This is a genomic window from Echinicola jeungdonensis, from assembly GCF_030409905.1.
In the GTDB taxonomy this organism is placed as follows: Bacteria; Bacteroidota; Bacteroidia; order Cytophagales; family Cyclobacteriaceae; genus Echinicola; species Echinicola jeungdonensis.
In genome coordinates this window covers 1,003,581-1,019,393 of the sequence record NZ_JAUFQT010000001.1, presented here as the reverse complement: position 1 = coordinate 1,019,393, position 15,813 = coordinate 1,003,581, and the positions used below count along the sequence as shown (strand labels likewise).

Sequence of the window (15,813 nt, the reverse complement as noted above, 5' to 3'; positions counted from 1 at the left end):
GATGAAAATCCGGCTTTTTTTGTAGTAAGGAAACCTTTTTTTATGGTAGTCGTAATTTATTCGTATGTTGAATAAATTGTGCTTATTTGTGTTTATAGTGTTTGGGTTGTCTCAGCAAGTGGATGCTCAAATAATAAAAGAATTTACGGTAGAGAAAAAGCACGGGTTTAATTTAGTGCAATTGGATTTTTCATCTTATAAAGGGGTTTCTGATATTGGAAAGCGTTATATCACCAGTCCAATTCATATTCATGGGCACCTTTCGAAAGTAAATATCTTACCGGATTTTCAATACAGCATTGATAATAATGTGCTTAAGGTGGTCCTTAATCATCAAAATGTCGAAAATGAAAACCTGGGAAAAAGCCTCTCTTCCAAAATTTTTTCCAATAAACAAGCCAATTTTGACCATACTTGGGATGTAGGCCTTTGTGAAAAATTCACATATGATCTCAACTTTAATTTTGAGATTGGGAAGGCCAATTTGGATTTGTCAGAACTCAATGTCAAAAAGTGTAAAATCAAAACGGTAACTGCTGATGTTGACCTGAATTATAAAGGTCATGAACACAATCCTTCCGAAATGGATACCATGATGGTAAAGGTTAATATGGGGACTGTAAATGCCGTAAATATTGGCCATGCCAATGCAAGTCAGGTCATTTTTGATGTGAATTATGGAAAAGTCAACCTGAATTTTCCAGACCCGGTATCCATCAAAAAATCCTGTCGGATAGCCACAACAGTTGGTGCTGGAGCGGTATATGTGGTTTTGCCACCTACCCAATACTCTTACCGGGTGAAAATTAAATCCACAGCCATGTGCCGTACCAGTCTCCCCGGCCATTTAGTAGAAAAAGGTAATAAAACCTATGTAAGCAAAGGGTACCGCGAAAATGCCGAAAATTTGTTGACATTTGAGTTTGATGTTTCTGTGGGGTCTTTGGTTTTAAAATAATTCAATTGGCATTTTTTATAGTTCCTAAAACCTTATTGTTTAAAAAAAGACCACCGACTTCAAGGATGAAACAATTTTTTGATTGAATTCACTTATCCAACCGATTCTTTTCATTCTAATGTCCAGCTCTTAGGCAAGTGGTTATTCAAAAATTAATGTAAGGGAAAAAGGTAATGAATTTAATTATGTTTCTCTGGTTGGTGTAAGGCTATGATTTTTGTTATTATTACCGGAGTTTAAATTAAGAACAATCAGCATTGGATATATTAAAAGTTGAAAAACTTAATAAAAAGTATGGTCAGCAATATGCCCTGACCGATTTGGATTTAAAAGTTCCATCTGGATCTGTTTTTGGATTGTTGGGGCCAAACGGGGCCGGAAAAACTACTTTGATCCGTATCATCAACCAAATAATTGGGGCAGATAGTGGGGAGGTATTGATCAATGAGGCGCCTCTTTCTCCTCGGCATATCCAAAATATAGGATATCTGCCAGAGGAAAGAGGTTTGTACAAAAGGATGAAAGTAGGGGAGCAATTACTTTACCTGGCACGTTTGAAAGGGTTGAGTGCTAGCTTTGCCAAGGAAAAAGTTGCTTTTTGGCTGGATAAACTCGATATGGCTGCATGGAGGGAAAAAAAAGTGGAAGACTTATCCAAAGGAATGGCCCAAAAGGTTCAGTTTGTGGCCACCGTCATCCATTCACCAAAAATTTTGATTTTGGATGAGCCTTTTTCAGGATTTGATCCAGTCAATGCTGAATTGATAAAAAATGAAATCCTTGAACTGAGGGATCAGGGGGTAACCATTATCCTGTCCACTCATCGGATGGAATCCGTTGAGCTCCTTTGTGACCATATTGCCATGATCCACCAATCTAGGAAAGTTTTGGATGGCCCGGTAAAAAAATTAAAAAATGAAGCCAGGACTGATAGGTTTGCGGTTAAATTAAAAAAATATTCCGATGCCCTGCCTTTTGATAATGTCCTTCCAGTAGAAAGGGAAGGAGTGACCTGTTTTGATCTTTCATTGTCCGGGAAATCGACAAATGAAGTTTTGCGTCAACTTTTGGATTATGGTGAGGTGTTGGGATTTGAAGAGGTCATCCCCTCCATTGGTGAAATTTTTATCCAAAAAGTAAAAGAGTATAATTATGAATAAGGTGTTTTTGGTGATCAAAAGGGAGTATTTAGCCCGCGTGAGAAAAAAGTCATTTTTGTTGGTAACCTTGATCACCCCTTTGATTTTTCCCACCATCTTGGGGATTTTTTTATGGATTTCAATGGTAGAGGATAGTGGTGAAAACGCATTGCGCATTATTGAAGTAGTGGATGAGAGTGAAGCATTTTTTTGGAAAGCAACGAGCAATATGCTTTTTCCTATTCCCAAAAATCTGTTGAAGAAGCCAAAGAACTGGTTCACGAAGGGGAAAGGTTTGGGTTTCTTTATATCCCAGATATTGAAATGAATTCTCCAAAAGGGATTACATTTTACTCCTCAAAGAACCCGAATGTTGGTCTTGTTGGCTACCTTGAAAGGGAGCTCAAGAGAAAAATTGAAGATATTAGGCTATATCAATCAGGAATTGATCCCCAGCTGATTGACCAACTCCGTACTCAGGTAAATATTCAAGCTGTAACATTGGACAAAGGAGGAAAGGAACAACTGACCAATGCAGGGGTGAATTATGCCCTTGGTTTCCTTTCGGGTATATTGATTTACACTTTTATTTTCGTTTATGGTACCCAAATCATGCAAGGGGTGATAGAGGAAAAGTCTAGCCGTATTATAGAAATATTGTTGTCTTCTATTCGCCCATTTCAGTTGATGCTCGGCAAAATCATTGGGATTGGGGCGGTAGGTCTTACCCAATTTATGATTTGGATCGTATTGATTAGTGTTGTTTCCTCCGTGGTCATGGGGTATTTTGGCATGCAAATGCCCCAGCAACAAGCCTTGGATATGGTAAGCACTGGTGGTAATATCCCTATGGAGCCAACCGGGGATATTGCCAAGATAATGCAGGTCCTTCAGGGTATTGATTTTATTCAATTGGTATTCACCTTTTTGTTCTACTTTTTAGGGGGATATTTACTTTATGGGGCATTTTTTGCGGCAATTGGGGCAGCAGTAGATTCTCCGGCAGATGCACAACAGTTTATGTTTCCAGTGACCATTCCATTGATAGCTAGTTATTTTGCCCTTTTTATCTTTGTTTTGGATGATCCGGAGAGCGATATCAGTTTTTGGTTGTCAGTGATTCCATTTACTTCTCCAATTGCTATGGTGGGCAGGGCGAGCTTTGGTATTCCTGTATTTGACTTATTGATTTCCATGGTCCTCTTGATTTTTGGATTTTTATTTACCACCTGGGTGGCCGGAAAGGTTTACAGAATAGGTGTTTTGGTTCATGGTTCCAAGGTAGGATACAAAACCCTTTGGAAATGGATCAAGCAAACCAGTTGAAATAAATTTTGAAAATGGGTCTTTGAAAATTATTTTAAAGATGGGGGAGTTTTTCCTGTTTCAAATGGATCTACAATTGGGGCAGGACCTGTATTAATGGCTTGTTTATTATTAAAATATGTTCCAATTTACAGGGGAAAGGGAATATTTAACCTTAATTAATTTCCAGGGTTTATCTATAATAAGCCAGGGGATTAATAGTTATTTATACAGGCTGAATTGCCTGTAAAGGAACGTTAAATAAGTAATGAAGAATCGTTTTCAGGATCTGGCAGGGCTGGATTTGTATCAAAATAGAAGCAAGGTAAAGTGGATTATTTTTGTTTCCTCGCTGGTGATCAGTTTAAGCTCCATTTATTATACCAATACTTTGGTGGCAGAACTTAAGGAAAGGGAAAAAAAGCAAATTAACCTGTATGCCAATGCCATGGAGTATGTTGCTAACAATTCTGATAACCTTACTTTTATTTATCAGGGCATTATCCAGGAAAACCATAATATCCCTGTAATAGTGGCAGATTCATACGGGAATCCAACAGGGGAATACCGAAATATCAATTTTAAAAGAAATGCGACCGAAGAGGAAATAGATAAAAAACTGAGGAAGGAAATCATCCGGATGAAGGCCGATTATGACCCTATTCCCCTTTACGAGGACCAATTCATTTATTATACCAATTCCGAATTGCTCACCCGGCTAAAGTTTTACCCCTATGTACAACTTTCTGTCATTATTGTTTTTGGAATATTGGCATATGCGGTATTTAACCAATCCAAAATCGCCGAACAAAACAGGGTTTGGGCTGGGTTGACCAAAGAAACTGCCCATCAGTTGGGGACTCCGATTGCCTCCTTAATGGCATGGATTGATTATTTGAAGAATTCACCTGTATGGGAAGAAAATAAGGAAGTTATCCGTGAATTGGATAAAGATGTTTCCAAATTGAAAATGGTAACGGAACGATTTAGCAATATTGGAAGTGCTCCGGTGATCAAGCAAGAAAACGTGTACCAGGTTGTGGATGAGGCGGTAAATTATCTCCGCCCCAGGATTTCCAGTAAAGTTGATATTAAGTTAAATTCCCATGCAGAAGAAGTGGAGGCGATGATGAACAAATCCCTATTTGAATGGGTGGTTGAAAATATTTGCAAAAATGCAGTGGATGCCATGAAAGGAAAAGGGGAGATTTCTATCAGTATCGTCAAAGAAAGTGAACAATTTGTTCATGTGGATATTTCCGATACCGGCAAAGGGATTGACAAGAACATGTTTAAACGTGTATTCTATCCAGGCTTTACCACCCGGCAAAGAGGCTGGGGACTTGGACTTACTCTTGCCAAAAGGATAATTGAAGGATATCACCGGGGAAGGATTTTTGTTTATCAGTCCGAACTGGGCAAAGGAACTACCTTTAGGATTATTTTAAGAGGCGCCACCGAAGCCTCTACCGAATTTAAAAGTGAACCTGTCTTTATTGCCTAAATGATTTTCGACTTGCCTTTCTAATTCAAGGTAGAACTTCAACTGGTCAGGGGATTGATTTTATAGTCCTTAGAACTTTCGATATAAAAAGCTACCTTTGCAGCTTGAATTTAGCATCTCCAGAGCCATGAATTTGAGCAAAGAAATACAAAAAAGAAGAACCTTCGGTATTATCTCCCACCCCGATGCCGGTAAGACTACTCTTACTGAAAAGTTATTGCTTTTTGGAGGGGCCATTAAGACGGCAGGGGCAGTGAAATCCAATAAGATCGACACCCATGCCAAATCCGATTGGATGGAAATAGAAAAGCAACGGGGGATTTCTGTGGCAACTTCTGTGATGGGGTTTGAATACCGGGATGTAAAAATCAACCTTTTGGATACCCCTGGTCACCAGGATTTTGCCGAAGATACCTATAGGACCCTGACTGCTGTGGACTCTGTAATTATGGTTATTGATTGCGTGAAGGGGGTGGAAGTTCAGACAGAAAAGCTGATGGAGGTTTGTAGGATGCGGAATACTCCGGTTATTTGTTTCATCAACAAGCTTGACCGGGAAGGTCGTGACCCTTATGAACTTTTGGATGAGGTGGAGGAAAAGCTGAATATTCAGGTCAGGCCTTTGTCTTGGCCTATATCCATGGGGAAAACCTTTAAGGGGGTTTACAATCTCTATGAAAAGTCCCTTAATTTATTTACCCCCTCCCAAAGGAAATTATCTGATGAGCATATTGCTATTGAAGATCTTTCGGAACAAAAACTGGAGGATCTTGTAGGCAGGACTAATGCAGATCAGCTTAGGGAAGATGTTGAGCTTATAGAAGGTGTTTATCCAGAATTAAATAAAGAGGATTATCTTTCCGGAAAGGTTGCTCCCGTATTTTTTGGATCAGCGGTCAATAATTTCGGGGTAAAGGAAATGTTGGATACTTTTATTGATATTGCTCCAGCTCCAAAAGCAAGAACAACTGAGGAAAGGGAGGTAGATCCTGAGGAAGATAAATTCAGTGGCTTTGTTTTTAAAATCCATGCCAATATGGACCCCAACCACAGGAACCGCATCGCCTTTTTAAGGATTTGTTCCGGGAAATTTGAAAGAAATAAGCCATATAAACATGTTAGAGGGACCAAACCTTTGCGTTTTTCCAATGTTACTTCCTTTATGGCGCAGGATAAAGAAATAATTGACGAGGCTTTTCCAGGCGATATTGTAGGTTTATATGATACCGGGAATTTAAAAATCGGAGATTCAATTACAGAGGGCGAAAAACTGAATTTTAAAGGCATCCCAAGTTTTTCACCGGAAATATTCCGTGAAGTGATCAACAAGGATGCTATGAAGACCAAACAGTTGGATAAAGGCTTGAAACAGTTGATGGAAGAGGGGGTGGCCCAGTTATTTACTTTTGATATAGGTTCCAGAAAAGTTGTGGGGACTGTGGGACAGTTGCAGTTTGAGGTAATCCAGTTCCGATTAAAAAATGAATACAATGCCACCGTGGAGTTTTCCCCCTTAAACCTGTATAAGGCGTGTTGGATCAGTAGTACTGATAAAAAACAATTGGATGAATTTGTCCGGTCAAAAAACCGGCATATTGCCAAAGACAAGGAGGGGAAATTAGTGTTTATGGCGGAGTCAAAAGCCTGGTTGCAAATGGTTCAGGACAACTATCCGGATATTGACTTCCATTTTACCTCAGAATTTTAACAAAAAACTGATAAGGTGTCCAAGCATTGGGAAACTTCCTGAATGATCCGGGAATCATTAAATTCACCCAATCTCATCTTGTTCTCTTTAAATAAAAGCCGATTATGAAAAAGCCTCCCTTTACCGTAGTATATGAAGATAACCACCTCCTGGTGGTCAATAAGACTGCCGGGATATTGGTACAAGGTGACCAGACAGGAGATAAAACGCTTACAGATTATTGTAAAGAGTATATAGCTGAAAAATACAATAAACCTGGGGCTGTGTTTTTACATCCTGTTCACCGTTTGGATAGGCCTGTTAGTGGATTAGTGATCTTTGCCCGGACTTCAAAGAGTTTGGAGCGGATGATGAAGCTTTTCAAAAAAAGAGAAATTCATAAGGTGTATTGGGCCATTGTAAAGAAAAGACCACCTGAACCAGTGGGTAAATTGAACCATTGGTTGGTAAAGGATGAGAAAAGAAATGTGACAGAAGCTTTTGATAGGGAAGTCCCCGGGGCAAAAAGGGCTGAACTGAACTACAAAAGAATGGGTAAACTCAATGACCACTGGCTAGTGGAGGTAAGGCCTGTGACAGGAAGACCTCATCAAATCCGCGTGCAGTTGGCTTCTATGGGCTGTCCGATCCGTGGTGATATTAAATATGGCTTTAGTAAACCCAATGAAGATGCCAGTATTAGCCTTCATGCTTTTCATTTGGTTTTTGTCCACCCTGTTAAAAAAGAAAAACTATATCTCCGTGCAGGTTTACCGGAAGAGCCATTTTGGGAGCAGTTTTTGGAATTTGAAAAAGTAAAAGCTAAAGATCAGCATATTGATAATACATTTAGTGGTTAATAAAAAAAGGCTATCAAACGATAGCCTTTTTTTATTAACGTATGTGATTTTTATATCTTAATCCCCTTGCCAAGGATTTTGATTTTTAGCTTTTGGTCCTTTTAGCCTGGACACTAAATGAAGGTCTGTGCTAATAGTGTCTTTTTTGACTCCACTTTTCTCCCAAGCTTTTTCATTTTTGAAAGAGGGACCATTTTTAGTTTGTTCTCCTGTGTTGATAACCAATGTGCTTTTTCTGGCTTTTTCTTTCCAAGGTTTATAGTTTTTAGCTTTTGGTCCTTTTAGTTCATGATATTCTTGCCCCTTGGCTTCAAATGTTTCCATTCCAAAAAAGCCAGCAGCCACCATTACAGCAATTTTTACCATAATTATTTTGTTTTAGTCTTTAAGAGATTACACTTCAAATATCGAATTTTTGAGGGTAAAGGTTACATTAAAAACAGGTTTTATTAAAAGTTTTTTTTAAAAAAGTAAAATTATATGTTGCTTATAAAAGTAAATGTGTTTGAAAATTGGTTTTTTAAGAGACTTGTTTTTATTCTTTGCTTGGAAAAAATAAGAGATCAGGAGTAATTTCCATCCCTTGAAAATTTGGTTTGATGCAAGGGTTCAAATTCATGGTTGTTTTTTGAACCAATGGAAAATGATGAAAAAAAGTTGATTTTCAGAGAAAAAAGTGGTGAATCCAAAAGAATTTTGATCGAATCAATAGTTTTTTGGCAAAAATCATGGTCTGTTGTAAATTTTTACAAATTTGAGGGAAAGTGGGAGTTTAAGGTTTTTCCATTTTTCATTTAGAAAATATATTCCCAATTGAGAAGAAGCAATAACATTTATTCTAAAACAATTCACATTATACAAAAAAAGGAGGCAGTAATTAAAACCGCTTCCCTTTAAAATATGTATGGCAACTATGTAAGATGATTTTTGATCAGTCCCAGGGCTTTCTGTTTTTTGCCTCAGGACCAGTAAGTCGGTTACCAGATGAAACCTTAGTGTTCACCTCCTCCTTTTTAAGGCTTATGGGGTGATTTTTCTGGTTTTTAAAGCAAGGTCCTTTTAGGCTTGGTTCCCTTAGGTTTATCCAAACAGCCTTTTTGTGGGTAAAGTCATTCTTATGACTATAATTTTTTGCTTTTGGACCCATTAGCTGGGGAGGTTCTTTTTCGATGTTGTCTAAGGGGTCGTTCGTGTTTAAGCTTACAGTTAACAGTAAAGTTAATCCGATCATAATTTTTGTAAGTGTTAGTGAATTAAGTGATTAGCTTGCAAATATAGAAGAAAAAAATAATCAAATTATGTATTAAAAAGATTAATTAATTGTAATATATTATTAGTAAAGTCTAAAAAATAATATAAAAAAAATATAAAAAGTTAAATAAATACATAAAATATTATAAATGTTGAAAAATTAAAATATTATTCCGTACGTAAAAGTACGTAAAAAAATAAGTAATTATAGGGTTTGTCTAAGTGTTTTACGTAAAAACAGGAAAAAATAAAACCACGGCTTTTTTCAAAGTCCGTGGTTTATGGAAAAATTCAGATTGTTAGTGGAAAAATTAGAAAGCAAATACGGCTGCTAGTAAGAAGGACGATAAGCTTTTAGTGTTATCTAAACCATTGTCCAGAAAGAATTCCTCTGACATTGAGTCTAACCTTACTTCAGGAATAAGAGTTAGGTTTTTGGCTACTTTCGCATTTCCGGAAAGGGTTACAGCAAAAACATTTCCGTCTCCTTCTCCATCAATACCAACTACGCCTTCCAATCCGCCATTGAATACACTGAAATATTCTCCTCTAAGTCCTAAAGAGAAATTATCGGAAGCAGCAGTTTGAACATAGCCAGCGACTCCGTAAAATCCAGCATCCTCTCCATCAAGGTCAACAATAGATGACCCATCATATTCTTCACCCGTAGAAGTGGTGTTATAAGTGGCGTTTAAGCCAAGGTAAACGGATTCAGAAACGTCAAATCCGGTTGTTAAATCCACTTGGAAAGTGTTTCCGGAAGACATCTCTCCCGCAGATAAAGGAAAATCCTCGTCAAGTTTTCCGTCCTGATCTCCATAGAGGAAGTTTAACCAGGTACCACCCGCATCGGTTGTGTAACCCAATTGAGCTCCGTAGGTATAGGTACCAAAGGGATTGAATTCGGTAAGGTCAGTGGGGTTCATTACTGAAGCCATAAATGACCAGTTGTCAGAAAGTGCAAAATCGGCTTTTATTCCAGTATGGGAGAATGGCCCATAAGAGAACATGTAGGAAGTGGAATAGTTAAAGTTTGCAGCTGGAGAAATAACCTCGTAACCCAAGTAGGTGTTGAAGTTACCAAATGTTAAGGTGACGATGTCACTTACATTCCAGTACATATACAATTGATTGACGATTTGAGAACTACCTCTTCCTTCAGAATAATAAGGAGAAGCAAACACTGCGTCTTCGCCTCTAGGGCCAAATACCAGGTCAGCAACAAAGCCTACTTTTTCTCCTTCGTAACCTGCAATAATATTGGCCATGCCCAGAGAAAATCCTGGGTTGTTAGCAAAAGAAGTGGCGGGTGCTTGTGCAAAATCGCCTTTGTTAGGTGCATTGAAGTTGGCTCTGAAATAAGCATCAACAGAACCTGAAATTGTCACTCTCGACCCTGATTCCTCTTGGGCGTTTACAAAGGTGAAAGTAGACATCATTAATAGAACAATTAGCAGTTGAACCTTTTTCATACTCTTGAAATTATTGGTTGATTATAAATATTAGCTAGGGTATTCCCTCTGCCCAATCCCTTATTTTTGGTTGTGGGGAATTGAGCAGGGGGAAATTATTTTGAAATGTTGTGGTAGTAATTCGATTATTCGTCGTAAACGATAGTGTAACCTCTGATACCATGTTCGTGGGAATCCAATCCAGTTCTTTCGTGTTCTTCGGAAACCCGGATACCTATAGTTACTTTCAAAAGGTAGAAAATGATCAATGCAGCGCCGAAAGCTGTAACTCCACAGATCAATACACCGGTCAATTGGGTGAAAAAGGAGTGCTCAGGGTTAGTGGAGAAAATTCCTACGGCTAAAGTTCCCCAAACACCGCAGGTAAGGTGTACTGATACCGCACCAACTACGTCATCAAGTTTTAATTTATCCAATAAAACTGCTGATCCAACCACCAAAAGTCCAGCTACAAAGCCAACAAATAGGGCTGGGCCTGGGTTGATGACATCCGCGCCTGCTGTGATACCTACCAATCCGGCCAGTACGCCGTTCAGTACCATACCCAAGTCAAGACGCTTGAAGGCAATATATCCGGCAAGGAATCCGCCAAGACCACCAGCACTAGCTGCCAAAGATGTGGTTACTAGTACAAAGGATACTAGCGCTGGATCTGCTGAAAGCACGGAACCTCCATTAAATCCAAACCAACCTAACCAAAGCAGGAATACACCGATTACTGCTAAAGGTACACTGGCTCCGGGTTTGTCCACAGTTTTTCCATTGACATATTTACCAATACGGGGGCCAACTAGGATTACTCCTGCAAGGGCACCCCAACCACCTACAGAGTGTACTAAGGTGGATCCAGCAAAATCATAGAATCCCCAATCGTCAAGGACACCGCCGCCCCATTTCCAGCTTCCGATCAAGGGGTAAATAATACCTACATATATTACTGTAAAGGCGAGGTAAGCACCCAGTTTAACCCGTTCAGCAATGGCACCAGACACAATAGTAGCAGCAGTTGCTGCAAACATGGCCTGGAAAAGGAAGTCTGTCCAGTAGGTGTAACCTGCTCCAGCATACCCTGCGGATACATCTGCATTTTCGGGTGCAAACCAGAACATGCTCCATCCTGCTCCGTCGAAACCAAACCATCCAGGTACGTCAAATCCTGGGTACATTAGAAAAAATCCGCATATAGCATAGGATACAATTCCTATAATAGGTGTTACCGTATTTTTAAAAAGTATGTTCACCGTGTTCTTGGCCTGGCCAAACCCGGCTTCAACACCTGCAAACCCAAGGTGCATGATGAATACTAAGGCAGTGGATAGCATCATCCACACATTGTTTGTTGTTAGTAAGTTTTGAGTAATGTCTGTTGACAAATCTGCGCCCTGTGCGAGGACATCAGTACTTACTTTTGCTAATTCATGTAAACTCCAGTTCATACATTTAGATGTTTAGGTAGACTTATTTTTCGAAATAATTTATGGGCTAGCTTTGAATTTAATGATCTAAAGGTAAATATTTTTTATCTAAAAAAACAAACAGGTTTTTACGATAAAAACATTAAAACGATAAAAATAGGGTTGAAAAAACCCCTTAAAATTTAAAATTGTTGAAAATTTTTAATTTTAAGGGGTTTTTTGTGATTGGTGAAAAAGTTGTAAAAAATTTTCAAATGTCTGGTGTTTTTTTTTGATATGTAAAATTTTAAATGGTTTGAGGTCTTAAATTAGGCTGTTTAAAAATACACCTTAAAATTTTGTTTTTATGGAAAAATATAAAAAAATGGTGTGATTTTAAACCAAGGTTTGGTTTTGGGGTTGGGAGGGGATGGTGTAATGATTGGAGGTATGAAAGGGGCCTAATTAATTCCCGAAATTTGGAGTGATTCTACTTTTTCCCGCAAGTGTTGGGGGAGGAGTGTGGTGCTGTTTATCGTGACTATATGGAATGTTTCCGGAAAGGCAGGGGAATAAAATAAGCTAATCTTGGGATTTTTTGTGTGAAGATTGAAAAATCCAATAGCAAGAGGGTGAGTTTTTAGAAATACCAAGGAGGAACCGTAAGAGGGGAGTTTCCTAGGTTGGGACATCGGAAATTTTTCCGATGTACAGAACTTGAGAACCATAGAGGATATAAAAAAACCTGCCTTTTTGGGGCAGGTTTTCTAAACAATAGTGGAATCTTTATTGTTTTTGCTGAAGTAAGGCGAATTCTTTTGCAAAATAGGTCAGGATGATGTTTGCTCCAGCCCTTTTCATGCTGAGCAGGGATTCAGCCATAACTTTTTCCCCGTCAAGCCATCCTTTTTGCTGAGCAGCTTTGATCATAGAGTATTCCCCGCTGACATTATAGGCTGCTATGGGGAGGTAAGTGTTTTCTTTCAAGGTTCTGATTACGTCTAAATAAGACATAGCAGGTTTTACCATTAAGAAGTCTGCTCCTTCCTTTTCATCCAGGTCTGCTTCCAGCAGGGCTTCTTGCAGGTTGGCAGGATCCATTTGGTAGGTTTTTTTATCTCCTGCTTTTGGGGCAGAATCAAGGGCATCCCTGAATGGGTTGTAAAATGCGCTTGCGTATTTGGCAGTGTAGGACATTATGGAAACCTCCTTATAGTTGTTTTGGTCCAGAATGTTTCTAATAAACCCAACCCTGCCGTCCATCATGTCCGACGGTCCTATTATATCAGCCCCGGCTTGCGCCTGGGCCATAGCCATCTTTCCCAGGATCTCCAGGGTTTCATCATTTAATATTTCACCATCTTCCACCAAGCCATCATGGCCATCCGAGCTGTAGGGGTCCATGGCGACATCTGTCATCACACAAATATCAGGAAAAGTGCTTTTGATCTTTTGAATAGCTTTTAAATAAAAAGTTTCAGGGTTATAGCTTTCTGTTGCGAATTTATCCTTTTTACTTTCAGGGTAGGCTGGAAATATATCAAATGCTTTAATTCCTAATCGAATGCAGGATTCGATTTCCTTCAGCATTAGGTCAAGGGAATATCTGTAAATCCCAGGCATGGAGCTTACCTCAACTTTTTGGTTGCTTCCTTCTATCAGGAAAAGCGGGAAAATAAGGTCTTTGACGGATAAGTTGGTTTCTTCCACCATACTGCGGATAACCGCAGATTTCCGATTTCTTCTTGGTCTTCTATTCATGGTTCCAAATGGTCGATTTTGGTAATGAAAGCTCAAAGGTAATAAAAAAGGAGGCGATTGTTCTGATCTTGAAGATTTCAGACTGGGTTGGTATAGGTAAGTAAATGCAAATTTTTAAAGAAAACCTGATGGAGAATCTTAAAAGTCGGAAAGAGGATTTTAGAATCAAAAAATCCCCTATCTCATTGATGAAATAGGGGATCTGTGAAAGGTCTATTACTTTTTAAAACCGGATATAGCTTTTTCAATAATATCACAACAATCGTGAACTTGTTCTTCTGTTATTATTAAAGGAGGCGCAAACCTGATTATATTTCCATGGGTAGGTTTGGCCAGTAGTCCATGATCTCTTAAGGCAATACAAATATCCCAGGCAGTGGTGCTTTCCGGGCTGTCATTAATTAATATTGCGTTCAATAAGCCTTTTCCTCTTACCAATTTAACCCAATCGGATTTGTCCGCCAGGTTTTGCATACGTTCCCTAAAGAGTTTACCCATTTTATCCGCATTCTCTGCAAGTTTTTCATCTCTAACGACATTCAGTGCCGCCATAGCAACACGGGTACCTAGCGGGTTCCCTCCAAAGGTGGAGCCATGCTGGCCGGGTTGGATGACCTCCATAATAGGGGTGTCTGCCAATACTGCAGAAACCGGATAAAAACCGCCAGAAATAGCTTTTCCAAGAACTAGCATATCGGGTTTTACATCTTCATGGTTACAGGCGAGAAGTTTTCCTGTTCTGGCAATTCCAGTTTGGATTTCGTCGGCTATAAAAATGGTATTGTATTTTTTGCACAATGCCTGTACCTTTTTTAAGTATCCATCTTGAGGAACGAAAACCCCAGCCTCACCTTGGACAGGTTCGACCAGAAAAGCAGCTACTTTTTCATGATGTTTTTCGAGGGTTTTCTCCAGAGCTTCGGGATCATCATATGGGACAGATATAAAACCTGGTGTGTAAGGTCCAAAATGCTTTCTGGCATTTTCATCATTGGAAAAGGATAGTACCGTAGTGGTCCTTCCGTGGAAATTATTTTCGGCCACAATGACTAAAGCTTCATTTTCGGGGATTCCTTTCTTTTCATACCCCCATTTTCTGGCAATTTTAATAGCAGTTTCAACACCTTCTACACCGGTGTTCATGGGCAGGGTCTTGTCAAAACCAAAATAATCTGACATGAATTTTTCAAAAATGCCCAAGATATCATTGTGAAATGCCCTGGAGGTAAGGGTAAGGATTCCGGCTTGTTCTACCAAGGCTTCTTTGATCCGTGGATGGCAATGCCCTTGGTTTACTGCTGAATAGGAGGAAAGAAAGTCGTAATACTTTTTGCCTTCCACATCCCAGACATGAACCCCTTCCCCTTTGGTCAGTACCACAGGGAGCGGGTGGTAGTTATGGGCGCCAAATTTTTTTTCCAGATCGATAGCCTGTTGGCTGGATGTTATTGATTCCATCATAAGCTTTTTTGTTTTATAATTGTGTTATATTGGGCTTTGCCCCAAGGGTCTCTAACAAATATAATAAAAGGCCATTGGATATCTGAAGGAAAGGCCAAAAGATCGTGTTTTCGTTTGGGATTGTTTTTGAGGGGCTTTTCTTCACGCTCAGGAATATGAATTACAACTATTTAGCCAATTATTTTGTTTGGCATCTTTGGTTATTTCTGAAAACTTGCGATATTTGCAAACTCAATTAGAAAAACGTCTTTAAAAATTACGATCATATATCATGGCAAAAGTTTGTGACATCACCGGTAAGAGACCTCGAGTAGGTAATAATGTATCGCATGCGAACAACAAGACCAAGCGTAAGTTTTATCCTAACCTGCATAAGAAAAGTTTTTACGTGCCAGAAAAGGATGCTTGGATCACGTTGAAGGTATCCTCAAAGGCATTGAGAACTATCAATAAAAAAGGCATCAGTGCTGTATTGAAAGAAGCTCAGGCAGAAGGACATATTATCATTAAGTAATTTTCCGGATCAATAAATAGATAGAGCGATGGCTAAGAAAGGTAACAGAGTGCAAGTGATTTTGGAATGTACCGAGCATAAAAGCAGTGGTGTTCCAGGAACTTCAAGATATATCACGACTAAAAACCGAAAAAATACTACTGAGCGATTGGAATTGAAGAAATACAATCCTATCCTGAAGAAAGTAACGGTTCATAAGGAAATTAAATAATTTTAAGGATACGTGTCGGGCCTTTTGGTTTGACCATAAAACCTCAAAGATATGGCGAAAAAAGTAGTAGCAACCCTGAAGAAAGAAGGTGGCGTATCATATGCTAAGGTGATCAAAGCAGTTAAGTCTGAAAAAACCGGTGCATACACTTTCAGAGAAGAAATGGTTCCCACCACTATGGTGCAGGAAACTTTAAAGAAATAATTTGCCTTGCTAAATCGTAATGCATATTGAAAATCCCTCCTGATGCTTTTCGGGAGGGATTTTATGATTATATTCAGGTCTAATTTATAAGC

At 39.0% G+C, this 15,813-nt stretch carries 13 protein-coding genes and 1 pseudogene; 9 read left to right on the top strand and 5 right to left on the bottom strand.

What is annotated here, in order from left to right:
* The first annotated feature begins 88 nt into the window (after positions 1-88).
* The 6 genes and pseudogenes from QWY93_RS04330 to QWY93_RS04305 all read left to right on the top strand — a co-directional run bounded on the left by QWY93_RS04330 (position 89) and on the right by QWY93_RS04305 (position 7,453).
* Complete coding sequence (locus QWY93_RS04330) at positions 89-958, top strand: toast rack family protein (protein ID WP_290246947.1); 870 nt, start codon at positions 89-91, stop codon at positions 956-958.
* Positions 959-1,215: 257 nt separating this feature from the next.
* Entirely contained in the window at positions 1,216-2,118 is a 903-nt protein-coding gene (locus QWY93_RS04325) for an ABC transporter ATP-binding protein (protein ID WP_290246946.1), read from the top strand.
* Positions 2,111-3,423: pseudogene (locus QWY93_RS04320) on the top strand (ABC transporter permease). The gene QWY93_RS04325 and the pseudogene QWY93_RS04320 overlap by 8 nt, the downstream one beginning before the upstream one ends.
* Before the next feature lie 247 nt (positions 3,424-3,670).
* Positions 3,671-4,906 carry a sensor histidine kinase gene (locus tag QWY93_RS04315; protein ID WP_290246945.1) on the top strand — a complete coding sequence of 412 codons (1,236 nt, stop codon included), beginning with the start codon at positions 3,671-3,673 and terminating at the stop codon, positions 4,904-4,906.
* Between the two features lie 127 nt (positions 4,907-5,033).
* Entirely contained in the window at positions 5,034-6,614 is a 1,581-nt protein-coding gene (locus QWY93_RS04310) for a peptide chain release factor 3 (protein WP_290248823.1), read from the top strand.
* 104 nt (positions 6,615-6,718) lie between these two features.
* A complete protein-coding gene (locus QWY93_RS04305; RefSeq protein WP_290246944.1) occupies positions 6,719-7,453 on the top strand; it encodes an RluA family pseudouridine synthase in 735 nt (244 codons plus the stop codon).
* A gap of 57 nt (positions 7,454-7,510) precedes the next feature.
* Here QWY93_RS04305 and QWY93_RS04300 read toward each other — a convergent pair whose 3' ends face one another.
* From QWY93_RS04300 to rocD, 5 genes are all read right to left on the bottom strand, one after another.
* Positions 7,511-7,819 (bottom strand): hypothetical protein, encoded by a 309-nt coding sequence (locus QWY93_RS04300; RefSeq protein ID WP_290246943.1) that lies wholly within the window; start codon positions 7,817-7,819, stop codon positions 7,511-7,513.
* 1,196 nt (positions 7,820-9,015) lie between these two features.
* Positions 9,016-10,176, bottom strand: coding sequence for a porin (locus QWY93_RS04295; protein WP_290246942.1), 1,161 nt, complete (start codon positions 10,174-10,176; stop codon positions 9,016-9,018).
* 125 nt (positions 10,177-10,301) lie between these two features.
* Positions 10,302-11,612 (bottom strand): ammonium transporter, encoded by a 1,311-nt coding sequence (locus tag QWY93_RS04290; protein ID WP_290246941.1) that lies wholly within the window; start codon positions 11,610-11,612, stop codon positions 10,302-10,304.
* A gap of 744 nt (positions 11,613-12,356) precedes the next feature.
* Positions 12,357-13,331 (bottom strand): porphobilinogen synthase, encoded by a 975-nt coding sequence (hemB, locus tag QWY93_RS04285; protein WP_290246940.1) that lies wholly within the window; start codon positions 13,329-13,331, stop codon positions 12,357-12,359.
* A gap of 216 nt (positions 13,332-13,547) precedes the next feature.
* Positions 13,548-14,792, bottom strand: coding sequence for an ornithine--oxo-acid transaminase (rocD, locus tag QWY93_RS04280; RefSeq protein WP_290246939.1), 1,245 nt, complete (start codon positions 14,790-14,792; stop codon positions 13,548-13,550).
* A gap of 271 nt (positions 14,793-15,063) precedes the next feature.
* On the opposite strand from rocD, the gene rpmB reads away from it, so the two are divergent.
* From rpmB to QWY93_RS04265, 3 genes are read left to right on the top strand one after another with little or no spacing between them, the layout of a single operon-like run.
* Positions 15,064-15,306, top strand: a complete 243-nt coding sequence (gene rpmB / locus QWY93_RS04275; protein WP_290246938.1) for a 50S ribosomal protein L28 — start codon at positions 15,064-15,066, stop codon at positions 15,304-15,306.
* A gap of 28 nt (positions 15,307-15,334) precedes the next feature.
* Entirely contained in the window at positions 15,335-15,517 is a 183-nt protein-coding gene (gene rpmG / locus QWY93_RS04270; RefSeq protein ID WP_015264419.1) for a 50S ribosomal protein L33, read from the top strand.
* 51 nt (positions 15,518-15,568) lie between these two features.
* The gene (locus tag QWY93_RS04265) at positions 15,569-15,721 is read left to right on the top strand and encodes a DUF4295 domain-containing protein (RefSeq protein WP_290246937.1); all 153 of its coding nucleotides are present in this window, start codon (positions 15,569-15,571) and stop codon (positions 15,719-15,721) included.
* Positions 15,722-15,813 lie beyond the last annotated feature (92 nt).